Here is a 12,329-nt window from a genome sequence, read left to right as displayed (position 1 = left end):
ACGCTCAGCCACATGGCTGATGATCAGGACCGCTCCGTACGCACCTACACGACGCTGTTCGTGATCGTGGGGCTGATCATGCTCGTCGTCGGCGTGCTGAATCTGGTGACGACGGATGACAACGCCCTGCTCGCCTGGGTGATCATCGCGTGCGGCGTCTTCAACATCGGCCTCGCGGTGCTGTTCCACCGCCGGCGGCGCTAGGGCCGATCATTCTCGATCGCTGATCCGAGCGCTTCGGGCGGTCGCTTCGCTCTGCCCTCAGCGAGCCGTGGTTGAACTGCGACGGATGCGGTTGGCTCCAAGGAGCGTGACGCCCAGGAGGGCGAACACCAGCGCGACCCCGACCGCGCCTCGCGGGTCCACTCCGGTCGACGGCAGCGTGCTCGTTCCGCCGCCTGACGTGGTGTCGGTTCCGTCTCCGCCGGTGCCGCCGCCACCGGTGCCACCGCCATCACCGCCGCCGCCGTCTCCACCTCCACCGTCTCCGCCACCACCCGTGCCGCCGTCGGCCGAGTTGATGATCGAGCAGGAGACGTCGTCGCCCCAGTCCACGGTCACGGTGTCTCCCACCACCGTGGCGCCGGTGCAGACCCAGCCGCGGGCCTCGTAGCCGTCGGGTCCATCCGACTCGCTGAGCACGTAGTCACCCGGGAGCACCTCCGCCGAGGTCACGGCCGTCGAACCCGTCGCTCCCGTGATCGGTGTCGGACCCGCCGCCGAGAGCACCCAGTCCGTCGGCGACGCCGTGCCGCCCGACACGATCTTGATGAGCGTCAACTTCGGATCGACGGGGTCGAAGGTGTTCACGATCGTGCACGTCACGTCGTCACCGGCCTCGATCGAGACCACGCCGTCGACCACCTCGGCCCCGTCACAGATCCAGTCGCCAGCGATGTAGTCGCCGGGACCACCGGACTCGCTCAGCGTGTAGTCGCCGGGATCGACGGCGGCATCCGTCACCGCCTCCTCCCCCGACGCACCCGTGATCGGAGTGGGACCCGCGGCCGACAGTTCCCAGTCGCCCGCATCCGCGTCGCCGCCCTCGACGACCTTCACGAGGGTGAGCTCGGCCTGCGTCGCCGGAGTCGAGCAGCTGAGTTCGGCGTTGAACGGGAAGTCGTGCACCTCGCGCGGCGTGGTGCCCATCGGGCCACCCGGGCCGTGGGTGAACGTGGCGCCGATGATGTTGCCCTCGATGTTCTGCGTCACCTGCCACCGCACGTCGGCACGCGGCGCGTAGATCGTTCCCTCGAGCGAGTCCCCGCCGGTCACAGTGACCGTCGTCGCCGTGGGGAAGTTGTAGAGGATGAACGGAGCCTGCGCCGATGACGAGCCGGGGGAGTTCGGCATCCGACCGTTGAACGCGGATCCGGTCACGTTGACGAGCAACGGTGTCGTCTCAGAGGGCTCGTCATCGAAGGCCAGTTCGCCGAGCGCCGACAGGTCGTCGGCTGTGATGTTGAGCACGTTGGTCTGGCCCGGCACCAGGCTGAGGTGACCGCGCGCTCCTGTGGCGAACGGCGAGGCCAGCGGAGCGCCCTGGTCATCGGTGAGCACGACGGTGTTCGGGCACGTGCCGAGATCCGTCGACAGGCCCCGATAGGTCGCGAAGGCTGTCGGGATGTCGATCAGGTTCGATGGCACGGGGGTGCCGACCGAAGCGGGGGTCTGCCGCGACGTGCCCTCGATGCGCGGAGTGGACTCGGCGGCAGCACCCGGCTCCGTGATGCGCCAGTCGATCGCCGCACCGTTCTGATCGGTGTCGTGCGCGAGGTACGTCGTCGTGTCGGCCACCTTGGCGTAACCGCCGTTCAGCACCCGGAGGATATTGCCGCCCGACTGGTCGAAGTCCATGCCACCGCCCACATAGAGCGATGTCTGGACGGTGTCACCGGGCGCTGTGAAGGTGGGGGTCGGCGTGACGCCTCCGGCCTCGACGTTGTAGGTGGTCCCGAAGGAGAGGTCGCCGCCGAGGGCGAGGGTGCCCTCGGACTCGTCGGCGTTGAGGTAGACGTCCCCCTCGATGAACACCAGGAAGCCGCTGTTCGCCGGATGCGCTGGGAACGGCGGGTCCGGAAGCGGTGGCGGCGTCGGGGTGATCGGAACCCGGACCGGATTGACCGGACCGACGTCGGCGGCGGCGGGTGCCACAACTCCGACGAGTCCGCCGACGATGGCGGCACCAGCGGTGAGCGCACCCGCGAGGACCAGGGCGATGGGACGAGCCGAGCGGTGGCGCATATGCTCATGCTCGCATCGACGCTCCCCCAGAACAAGGGTCACTCGCCCGGCTGAGCGCGGCTCGATGGAGTGCTCTCGAGCGCGGAGCCGATGAGAGCGCGACCACTCGAATCAGGACCACTGAGAGCAGAACCGCTGAGGGCAGAACCGCCCTGCGCGGAAAGGGTGGAGCCGCGGCATCCGTTCCCCGGAGAGTGGACGGCATGAGCACAGACACCGCCATCCAGCCCATCGACCATGAACTCGTCACCCGGTTGTTCCAGAACCGCGTCGTGATGCTCGGCAGCGAGCTCGACCAGAACCTGGGCAACAGGCTGTGCAGCCAACTGCTGATGCTGAGCGCCGAAGATGCCCACGCCGACATCGGCTTCTGGATCAACTCCCCCGGCGGCTCGGTGTCGGCCATGCTGGCCATCCGCGACGTGATGCAGGCGATCCCGAACGACGTGTCGACCCTCGCGATCGGCATGGCGGCGAGCGCCGGGCAGTTCCTGCTCACTTCGGGCACACCCGGCAAGAGGTACGCGCTGCCCCACGCGCGCATCCTGATGCACCAGGGCTCGGCGGGCATCGGGGGAACCGCGGTCGACGTCGAACTGCAGGCCGACGACCTGCGCTACACCCGCGACCTGGTGCTCGGCATCATGGCCGACGCCACCGGCCAGACCGTGGAGACGCTCACGGTCGACTCGCTGCGCGACCGCTGGTACACGGCGGAGCAGGCGCGCGAGTACGGCTTCCTCGACCGGGTGGTGTCGAGCATGCCCGACATCTATCCGCGGACCTTCGGGACGCTGCCGATCGGACCGCGCGCATGAGCGCCGCGGCCCGCATGAGCACCTATACGATCCCCTCGGTCGTCGAGCGGCGCGGCAACGTCGAACGCTCGCTCGACGTCTACAGCCGCCTGCTCTCGGAGCGCATCGTCTACCTCGGCACCGAGATCGACGACGGAGTGGCCAACGTGCTCATCGCGCAGCTGCTGCACCTCGAATCCGAGAGCACGGATGCGCCGGTGAGCCTCTACATCAACTCCCCCGGCGGCTCTCCGTCGGCGATGCTCGCCGTGTACGACACGATGCAGCACATCCGTCCGCTGGTGGCGACGACCTGTGTCGGCCAGGCGGCGGGGCCGGCAGCGGTGCTGCTCGCGGGTGGGGCTCCGGGCAACCGCGCGATCCTCCGGCACGGGCGCGTCATCCTGCACCAGCCGTCGACGCAGGGTCAGGGCTCGATCCCCGACCTGATCATCCACGCCGACGAGGTGCTGCGAGTGCGGGCCGAGCTCGAGGAGGTGCTGGCGGCGGACACCGGGCGCGACCTGGCGTCGCTCCGACGCGACACCGACCGCGACCTCATCCTGCCTGCGGCCGCTGCCGTGGAGTACGGGCTGGCGGATGCGGTCGTGGCGACGCAGCGGGCGGGGGCGCCGGCCCTGGCGCTCCGCTGAGCCCCCGCTCGCTGAGGGCCGAGCGTAGCGACCGCCCGAAGCGTTGTGGTGTGGTGCGCTTCGACCGCGGACTTCGTCCGGGCCTCAGCGAGCGGGTGGGGCGGGTGGGTGCGGCTGCCGCAGCGTCTCAGGCCGCCATCACGTACACGGGCGCGGCACCGAACGGCGCGATGGGCTCCTCGGGTGCGCCCGGGAAGCCGGGCTCCGGGGCGATCGGGATGCCGGGCTCGGTCGGGGTCAGCGGGTAGTCCGGCTCGCTCGGACCGTCCGGAGCTCCCGGGTCGCCCGGCCCGTTCGGCTCCGACGGGATGAACGGCGGCTCAGGGGCCTCGGGCACACCGGGAGCGCTCGGCTCATCGGGCACGGGAGGCACATCGGTCTCGCCGCGCACGGGCGCGGTTGCCGACGAGGGGCGCGAGCGACGCAGCGCGCTGAGTCGCCGCATCCGTTCGCCGTCTCGGCGTTCGATCATGGCGCCGACGCCCGCCGCGATGTCGTGGAGCGTGAGCCCGAGCGCCTCGGCGACGGCGCCGAGGATCTCGCTCGACGGCTCCTTGCGCCCGCGCTCGATCTCGGAGAGGTACTGCGTGCTCACGCCGGCGGCCGAGGCCACATCGGCGAGGATGCGGTGCTGCTCGGCGCGCGTTTCGCGGAGGAAGGCGCCGACCAGATCGCGCCAGAGCGGCTCGCGCTGCGGGCCCGGGCTCGGCGCCTGGCTCGGCACGTGGCTCGGCACCTGACGGTGCGGCTCGCGCTGCGTCGGGATCGTGAACGTGTCCAGTCGGCGGATCGGGATGACGGTACCCATAGCGCGAGGCTAGTTCGCGAGCGTCGCCGCGTCACCCCCTATCCGCTCAGAGCAGAACGGATGCGGGCCGGCGGCATCCGTCAGACCCCGAATCGTCCCGTCAGGCGGCTGTGGAATCCGGTGCTGCGCGCGTCAAGTCCCTCGATCGTGACGGCGGCCCCGTGGGCACCGTACTTCGTCTCGATGGAGTCGAGGGCGGCGACTGTGGAGGCGTCCCAGATCTGCGCCCGGCTGAGATCGATGGTGACGGATGCCGGATCGTCGGCGTAGCTGAACCTGTCGACGAGGTCGTTGCTGCTGCCGAAGAACAGCGGGCCGAGCACCTCGTAGTGCACGCTCTCGCCGTCGTCGCCGAGCGTGCGCTCGACGGCGATGACGTGGGCGACCCGGCGGGCGAAGAGCACCATCGCCAGGATCACGCCGACGATCACGCCGAGGGCGAGGTTGTTCGTCGCGACGACGACCACCACGGTGACCACCATGACGAGTGTCTCGGGGATCGGCATCCGTCGCAGAGTGGACGGCTTGAGGCTGTGCCAGTCGACTGTGGTGACGGCGACCACCATCATGACGGCGGCGAGGGCGACCATCGGGATCTGGCCCATGATCGGGCTCAGCGCCGTGACCAGGAAGAGCAGGAAGACGCCGGCGACGACGGTGGAGATGCGCGTGCGGGCTCCGCCGGTCTTGACGTTGAGCACGGTCTGGCCGATCATCGCGCAGCCGGCGATGCCGCCGTAGAAGCCCGCGAGGATGTTCGAGACGCCGAGCGCCCACGATTCGCGGCCCTTGTGCGACGGGGTGTCGGTCATCTCGTCGACGAGCTTCGCCGTGAGGAGGGTCTCCATCAGGCCGACGAAGGCGACGCTCAAGGCCGTCGGCAGGATGATCTGCAGCGTCGCGAGGTTCAACGGCACCAGGAACGGGGTGATGCCGGGGAGTTGCCCGGTGAGCGGCCCCTCGTCGGCGACGTTCGGAACGGTGATGGTCGCGATGATCACGATGGCGGTGACGACCACGATCGCGATGAGCGGCGACGGCACCGCCTTCGTGAAGCGCGGCACGATGAAGATGATCGCGAGCGTCACGGCGAAGAGCACGTAGGCGAGCCAGGGCACGTTGATCACGTGGGGAACCTGCGCCACGAAGATGAGGATGCCGAGGGCGTTGACGAAGCCGATCATGACCGAGCGCGGGATGAAGCGCATGAGCCGGGCGAGGCCGGCGAGGCCGAAGGCGATCTGAATGAGGCCGGCGAGGATCACGGTGGGGAGCACGTATTCGACGCCGCGCTCGTGCACCAGCGGCGCGATGACCAGGGCGACGGATCCGGCGGCGGCCGTGATGACGCCCGGGCGACCGCCGAGGATCGACATCGTCAGCGCCAGCACGATGGACGCGACCAGGCTCACCATCGGGTCGACCCCGGCGACGATCGAGAACGAGATGACCTCGGGCACGAGGGCGAGGGTGGTGACCATACCGGCGAGCGCCTCGCGCGACAGCTGGCGCGGAGATCGCAGCGCGGTCAGGACCGTGACCGGCGTGCGGATGAGGGCGGGGCGCTGGGCAGCAGGCATGAGGTCGGACTCCGGCTGGGTGCTCCGGAGAGCACGGGAAACGAGGGGGCTGTGGTGAGCGCACCGTCGCGCGGGAGTCCACCTCCGTCGGCAGCGACGGCGGGGTGGAAGAACGGATGCGGCCGCTGAGTGCGCGACCGCGAACGCACAACATTACCCTCGCTGCACGGGACAGTCCGCTCGCGCCAGGCTCCGGCCTGGCGGAGCGTAGATGTCCTGGCGGAGGTAGGAGCCTCCGCCCGGGCACCTAGACCCCGCCGAGTGCGCCGACGGCTACCGGGCCGGGCGCACCACCAAGCCGGTGCCACCGCCGCGACGCACGGGTTCCGCGGCCGCCGTGAGCAGGCCCTTCCGCCCGACCTCGATCGCCGCCGCCGCGCCGATCTGCGCGGCCGAGGTGAACTGGTCGCCGGAGGGCACCAGCACCTGGCCGTAGGGCGCCAGCGCCGAACCGTAGGCCGTGATGAACTCGGGCTCGGCCGACGTCGTGGGACCGTTCCGCTGCGACGCCCTCGGCGCCGCGACGGCCTCGGGCAGCGTCATGCCCAGGTCGATGCGGTTCATCAGGATCTGCAGCACGGTGGTGATGATGGTCGCGCCGCCGGGCGATCCGACGACGAACTTCACCGTGCCGTCGTCGAGCACGATCGTGGGCGACATCGACGACCGAGGGCGCTTGTTCGGTTCGATGCGGTTCGGGTCGGTGGCGTTGTAGACCGTGCTGAAGTCGGTCAGCTCGTTGTTGAGCAGGAATCCGCGCCCCGGAACCACCATCGCCGAACCGCCGGTCTGCTCGATAGTGAGCGTGTAGGCCACGGCGTTGCCCCATTTGTCGACCACGGAGAGGTGCGTCGTCGAGACGTTCTCGGTGTCGGCGGCCTCCTCGAAGGCGACTGACGCGCATCCTACGGCGTCGAGCGCTCCGGCGGCCACCGGTCGGGTCGAGGCAGCCGACGGGTCGATGGTGCAGTCGCGGGCGTCCGCGAACTCCTGGCTGAGCAGCGTCTCGGTCGGGACGTCGACGAAGGCCGGGTCGCCCAGGTACGCGCCGCGATCCGCGAAGGCCCGGGCCGATGCCTCGAGGTAGAGGTGCAGGGCGGCTGCGGCATCCGTCGACGAGAGATCGTGGTTCTCGAGGATGTTGAGCGCCTCGCCCACGGCGATGCCGCCCGACGACGACGGCGCCATGCCGTAGACGTCGAGGCCGCGGTAGTCGACCTGGGTCGCGGCCTGCTGCACGACCTCGTAGGCCGCGAGGTCTGCCGTGGTCATGGTGCCGGCCGGCGCGGGGAGGGTGGAGGCCGGGTCGATCCGCGGGTTCTGCACCACATCGGCGATCTCCGCGGCGAGGCGTCCCTTGTACAGCGCATTCGGTCCGCGCAGGGCGATGAGCGCGAGGGTCTTGGCGAGCGCGGGGTTGCGGAACGTCGTGCCGACCTTCGGCGCGTCGCCTCCCGGAAGGAACAGCTTGGCGGTGTCGGGGAACGCGGCGAAGCGCGCCTTGTTGTCGAGGGTCTGGTTGCGGAAGGTGTCGTCGACCGGGAAGCCCTTCGCGGCCAACAGGATGGCCGGCGCGAGCATCGTCGAGAGTCGCTTCGTGCCGAACTCGTCGAGGGCGGCATCCCAGGTGGCGAGGGTTCCGGGCACTCCCACCGAGACGCCCGAGGAGACGAGCTGCGGCGTGAACGGGTACGGCGCTCCGGTCGCCGGATCGATGAACGCGTCGGGGGTGATGCCCGCCGGTGCCGTCTCGCGGCCGTCGATGGTGCTGACCTCGCCCGACTTCGCGTCGAAGTAGACGAAGTATCCGCCGCCGCCGATCCCCGCGCTGTACGGCTCGGTCACGCCGAGGGCTGCCGCCGTGGCGACTGCGGCATCCGCGGCATTGCCGCCGCGCTTCAGAACCTCGATGCCCACCCGACTCGCGGATGCGTCGACCGACGACACCGCGCCGCCGTACCCCGTGGAGGTCGAGGTGGTCGGCTTCGAGCCCGGATGGCCGCCGTGGCCTCCTCCGTTCCCGGCGACGGATGCCGCCGAGACCGTTGCGTTCTGCGGCTGAGCCGTCGCCGGAGCGACCGTCGCGAGAGCGCCGAACGCCAGAACGCCGACGGTGGCGAGCGCCAGCCGTCGCAGCATCGGGCGCCGACGCTGCGAAGAAGTGTGCGTGGAGATGGTGACCATGAGCTTGTCCCCCGAAATGGTTACAGTGCGGTCTTCCTCACGCTAGACCCGGGTGCCGGATCGGACAAGAGCCGAGCGAGCGCGGGCAGGCCGGCATGGGGTGGAGACCCGAACTCCACCCCATGCCGGATTCTGCCAGCCGCCGATGGTGGCGGCGGTCACGACGGCAGCATCACCGCCGCGTCATCATCACCCGACGCGTCACGATGAGCAGCACCCCCGCAGCGAGCAGCATCAGCGCGAACAGCGGGGCCGATCCGACGTCGGTTCCCGTGGACGCGAGGGCGCCGGCGTCCGCCGCCGCCGCGATGGGCGTTGCGGCCGACGTTCCGGCCGTCGTGGCCGAGTCGGTCGTGTCCTGCGGGCCCTGGGGGTCCACCGGCGTCACCGGGTCGGTCGGATCGGTCGGCGTCACCGGGTCGGTCGGATCCGTCGGTGTCACCGGGTCCGTGGGATCAGTCGGCGTGACGGGTTCGGTCGGGTCGGTCGGGTCGGTCGGGTCGACCGGCGTCACCGGATCGCTCCCATCCGATCCGCCGGTCTCGGCATCACCGATGACGCTCACGGCGTCGCCGCTGATCATCACCGGAATCGACACCCCGATCGGCAGCTGCGTGCCCGAGAGCACGCCGTCGTCGCCCGAGGTGACGCTCGGAGCAGCCGGACCCACGGGAGCGGCATCCGTCGTACCCGTCGAACCCGCGCTGGTGGTGTCGCCCACGACCGCCACGGCCGTGTCAGTGACGGTCACCGGAACCGCGACGTCGATCGGCAGCTGCGTGCCCGAGAGCACGCCGTCGTCGCCCGAGGTGACGCTCGGAGCAGCCGGAGCGGAGCCCGAGGGTGCCTCACCGGATGCTTCTCCTGACGGGGAGCCCGTCGCGCTGGCCGCATCGCCCACGACGCTGATCGCGTTGCCGTCGATCGTCACCGGGATCGCCACGTCGATCGGCAGCTGGGTGCCGCCGAGGATGCTGCCGCTGCCGTCGGTGATCGATCCAGCGGCAGGAGCGGCAGGACCGGCGGGCGCCGACGGCGCGGCAGGGGCCGCGTCATCGGTTCCGGCGGTCTGCGAGTCGCCCAGCACGCTGATGGCGTTGCCGCCGATCGTGATCGGCACGCTCACCGCGATGGGCGCCTGCGTTCCGGATGCGACGCCGTCCTCTCCCGAGGTGGAGAGGTCCCCGCCAGACGCCGGAGCCGGGGCAGCCGGCTCAGTCGCAGCCGGGGCCTCGGCCTCGTGCGAGCTCTCGGCGTCGCCGAGCACGCTGACCGCCGTGTCGGTGATGGTCACCGGCACCTCGATCGAGATAGGGGCCTGGGTTCCGGATGCCACTCCATCGGAACCCGACGTCGACAGCGCTGGCGGCACGGCCTCCGGCGATGCTTCCGGAGCGGCCGGTGCGGGAGCCTCAGCCGGAGCCGGAGCAGGAGCCGCGGCATCCGTCACGGCATCGCCGAGAACGCTGATGGCGTCACCGACGAGAGTGACCGGCACTGAGATGGACAACCCGCTCTGGGTGCCCGAGGCGATGGCGTCGGTGCCGTCGGTCTCTGCAGCGTTCGCTGCACAGGCCCCGCCCACCGATAGACCGCCGACGAAGAGGGCGAGCCAGAGCCCTCTGGAGACGTACTTGTTCATGATGAAACTCCTTGGTCGAGTGTTGGTGCTCCCATGCGGGAGGCTTCGGATCGCGTTCTGCCTCACGGGCAGACGGATCCCACTCAGCCAGGGGTGGTGTCGTGCGCGGCGACGGGCGACGCCGGGATGCGGTCGTCGGTCGGGCGGTCGAAGAGTGCTGTCGTCGGGTCGGGGACGACCGTGCGAGCGGATGCCTCGGCTGCGACGCCGCCGTGGCCACCGCCGCCGGACGCGCCCGATGATCCGCCGGCCGTGGTCGGGCCCGCGGGAAGTGCTGGAGCCGGCGAGCCGTCGCGGGGCGCGAACGGAGCCGAGGGGTCGGGCGCCGAGGCGGATCCGGCGACGGATGCCGCGGACGACAGCGCGGCAGAACCGGCCGAGTCGGCGGGCGATCCCGAGAGTTCGAGGCCGGCGAACGGGGCGAGCGCGGGAGCGTCGGCGGCGAGCGGCGCGCGCGGACCGAGCTGCTCGGGCGAGTGGCCTGAAACGCTGGATCCATCGGTGCCAGGGGTGCCGACAGGGTCGTCTCCGTCCGCGTCGGCGCCCTCGACTGGCGGGATCAGCGGCGGGATCACGGGCGGCAGGCCGGGAACGCCGGGGGTGCCGCCGAGGTCGTCGAGGGCCTGCGCGGGAACGTCGAGGGTGCCGTCGACGGCGTCGACGGCCGGGTTCAGCAGGTCGCCGGTCGGCGAGTCGCCGAGCAGGTCTGAGGCGATCGGAACACCCCCGACGACATCGTCGACAACGTCGGTCACCGGCGTCACCACGTTCGATACGGGGTCCGCATCGGCCACGGCCTGAACCACGTCGGACACGGGGTCGGTCACGGCGTCGACCACCGGGGCGACGGGCTCAGGGACCACGCTTGTCACGGTGGGGACGACGGCATCGACCGTGGCGTCGACGACGTCGACGGCATCCGTCACGACCCCTCCGACGGTCGAGCCGAGAGTCGAGACGAGGGACGACACCGCGGACGGCGAGCGAGGCGGCTGCGAGGCCTCCTCGGCGGATGCCGACGCCGAGCCGAAGAAGAAGCCGGCGATTCCGAGGGCGGTCGAGGCGAGCAGCCCGCCGAGAATGAACCGCCGAACGGGGTACAGGCTGGATCGAACTTCTGCGTCGATGCTGACCACCCCCCTCGATGGAGCCTTTCGATCACGGTACAAGCGCGAGCGTCGCTGCGTCTACCCCCAACTTCGACACGACGTTGCTGTCCGTTGGTCGAGTAGCCCGCGAGCGCAGCGAGCAGGCGTATCGAGACCACGTCGGGGTGATCTCGATACGTGTCCGACTTCGTCGGGCACTACTCGATCAGCGAGGCGAGACGGCGGGCGACACTACTCGATCAGCGGAGGGAGGAACGCGCGGCCGGACGGGCGGATCAAGCCGACCCGCGCACCACCAGCTCCGTGGGCATCGTGAGCCGTGCGGCCGGCTGCCCGTCGATGACCTCGAGCAGCATCCGCACCATCTCGCGCGCGATGCGATCGAAGGGCTGGCGCATCGTGGTGAGCTCGGGCGAGGTGCGGGTGGCGATGGGGGCGTCGTCGAAGCCCGCGACGGCGACGTCGGTGGGCACCGAGCGTCCGGCGGCGTGCAGCACGTCGAGCGCGCCCGCGGCCATGAGGTCGTTGGCGGCGAAGACGGCGTCGACATCCGGATGCCGCTCCAGCAGTGCGCGCATGGCCCGCTCCCCGCTCGTACGCGAGTAGTCGCCCTCCTCGACGAGGGACTCGTCGAAGTCGTCGCCCATCTCGAGGCGATACCCCTCGAGGCGCCCGGTTCCCCCGGAGGTGTCGAGCGGGCCGGCGATGTGGGCGACGCGCCTGCGTCCGAGGCCGCGCAGGTAGAGCACCATGTCGCGCGCTCCCTCGAGATCGTCGGCCGAGACGTAGCCGATGCGACGTTCGTAGCCGAGCGGGATGCCGCAGGCGATCACCGGGATCTCGGCGGCCACGAGCTCCCCGAGGAAGCTCTCGCGTCCGCGGTGCGATGACACGAGCAGGGCTCCGTCGACGTGACCGGCGGTGATGAACTCGGTGGCGCGGCGCTGCTCGTCATCCGACCCGGCCATCAGCAGCACGAGCGGGAGGTCGCGCTCGGCGAGCGCCTGGGCGGCCCCGCGCATGAGGGCGGAGAAGTTCGGGTCCTCGAACAGTCGCTCGTGCGACTCGGTGAGCAGGAACGCTATGGAGTTCGCGCGGGCCGTCGCCAGGTTGCGGGCGTGCGGGTTGGCTCGGAAGCCGGTCTTCTTGATCGCCTTCTCGACGGCGGCTGCGGCATCCGGACTCACCCAATGGCCACCGTTCAGCACGCGCGACACCGTGCCGCGCGAGACGCCGGACTCGCGCGCGACATCCTCGATCGTCGGGCGCTTGCGCGGGGTGCTCTCTGCCACGGTGTCAGCCTAGGGGCGGA

The 12,329-nt window shown here is 70.6% G+C and carries 10 protein-coding genes; 3 read left to right on the top strand and 7 right to left on the bottom strand.

Annotation, left to right across the window (positions count from 1 at the left end):
- Positions 1-12 precede the first annotated feature (12 nt).
- Complete coding sequence (locus E4M00_RS15100; RefSeq protein WP_056165233.1) at positions 13-204, top strand: hypothetical protein; 192 nt, start codon at positions 13-15, stop codon at positions 202-204.
- A gap of 57 nt (positions 205-261) precedes the next feature.
- On the opposite strand, the gene E4M00_RS17970 is transcribed toward E4M00_RS15100, so the two are convergent.
- Positions 262-2,244 (bottom strand): collagen-binding domain-containing protein, encoded by a 1,983-nt coding sequence (locus E4M00_RS17970; protein WP_135121312.1) that lies wholly within the window; start codon positions 2,242-2,244, stop codon positions 262-264.
- A 203-nt stretch (positions 2,245-2,447) separates the two neighbouring features.
- Between E4M00_RS17970 and E4M00_RS15090 the strand changes: the two genes are divergently transcribed.
- Together E4M00_RS15090 and E4M00_RS15085 are read left to right on the top strand one after the other, a co-directional pair.
- Complete coding sequence (locus tag E4M00_RS15090) at positions 2,448-3,062, top strand: ClpP family protease (protein WP_135121311.1); 615 nt, start codon at positions 2,448-2,450, stop codon at positions 3,060-3,062.
- Positions 3,063-3,076: 14 nt separating this feature from the next.
- Positions 3,077-3,694 carry a ClpP family protease gene (locus E4M00_RS15085; protein WP_135121378.1) on the top strand — a complete coding sequence of 206 codons (618 nt, stop codon included), beginning with the start codon at positions 3,077-3,079 and terminating at the stop codon, positions 3,692-3,694.
- Between the two features lie 127 nt (positions 3,695-3,821).
- On the opposite strand, the gene E4M00_RS15080 is transcribed toward E4M00_RS15085, so the two are convergent.
- The 6 genes from E4M00_RS15080 to E4M00_RS15055 form a co-directional block, all read right to left on the bottom strand.
- Entirely contained in the window at positions 3,822-4,502 is a 681-nt protein-coding gene (locus tag E4M00_RS15080) for a helix-turn-helix domain-containing protein (protein ID WP_135121310.1), read from the bottom strand.
- 80 nt (positions 4,503-4,582) lie between these two features.
- Entirely contained in the window at positions 4,583-6,082 is a 1,500-nt protein-coding gene (locus E4M00_RS15075) for a SulP family inorganic anion transporter (RefSeq protein ID WP_135121309.1), read from the bottom strand.
- Between the two features lie 273 nt (positions 6,083-6,355).
- Entirely contained in the window at positions 6,356-8,266 is a 1,911-nt protein-coding gene (gene ggt / locus E4M00_RS15070; protein ID WP_240037181.1) for a gamma-glutamyltransferase, read from the bottom strand.
- 172 nt (positions 8,267-8,438) lie between these two features.
- Complete coding sequence (locus tag E4M00_RS18100; RefSeq protein ID WP_135121308.1) at positions 8,439-9,908, bottom strand: chaplin family protein; 1,470 nt, start codon at positions 9,906-9,908, stop codon at positions 8,439-8,441.
- 83 nt (positions 9,909-9,991) lie between these two features.
- Entirely contained in the window at positions 9,992-11,044 is a 1,053-nt protein-coding gene (locus E4M00_RS18095) for a hypothetical protein (RefSeq protein ID WP_135121307.1), read from the bottom strand.
- Positions 11,045-11,292: 248 nt separating this feature from the next.
- Entirely contained in the window at positions 11,293-12,309 is a 1,017-nt protein-coding gene (locus E4M00_RS15055) for a LacI family DNA-binding transcriptional regulator (protein WP_135121306.1), read from the bottom strand.
- Positions 12,310-12,329 lie beyond the last annotated feature (20 nt).

This window comes from Orlajensenia leifsoniae, assembly GCF_004570845.1.
In the GTDB taxonomy this organism is placed as follows: Bacteria; Actinomycetota; Actinomycetes; order Actinomycetales; family Microbacteriaceae; genus Orlajensenia; species Orlajensenia leifsoniae.
The sequence above is the reverse complement of the archived record's forward strand: the minus strand, read 5'-3'. Positions and strand labels throughout refer to the sequence as shown.

Excerpts from the sequence above, each read along its gene's own strand:
- E4M00_RS15100 (WP_056165233.1), top strand. The coding sequence starts at position 13 with ATGGCTGATGATCAGGACCGCTCCGTACGCACCTACACGACGCTGTTC.
- E4M00_RS17970 (WP_135121312.1), bottom strand. The coding sequence starts at position 2,244 with ATGCGCCACCGCTCGGCTCGTCCCATCGCCCTGGTCCTCGCGGGTGCG.
- E4M00_RS15090 (WP_135121311.1), top strand. The coding sequence starts at position 2,448 with ATGAGCACAGACACCGCCATCCAGCCCATCGACCATGAACTCGTCACC.
- E4M00_RS15085 (WP_135121378.1), top strand. The coding sequence starts at position 3,077 with ATGAGCACCTATACGATCCCCTCGGTCGTCGAGCGGCGCGGCAACGTC.
- E4M00_RS15080 (WP_135121310.1), bottom strand. The coding sequence starts at position 4,502 with ATGGGTACCGTCATCCCGATCCGCCGACTGGACACGTTCACGATCCCG.
- E4M00_RS15075 (WP_135121309.1), bottom strand. The coding sequence starts at position 6,082 with ATGCCTGCTGCCCAGCGCCCCGCCCTCATCCGCACGCCGGTCACGGTC.
- ggt (WP_240037181.1), bottom strand. The coding sequence starts at position 8,266 with ATGGTCACCATCTCCACGCACACTTCTTCGCAGCGTCGGCGCCCGATG.
- E4M00_RS18100 (WP_135121308.1), bottom strand. The coding sequence starts at position 9,908 with ATGAACAAGTACGTCTCCAGAGGGCTCTGGCTCGCCCTCTTCGTCGGC.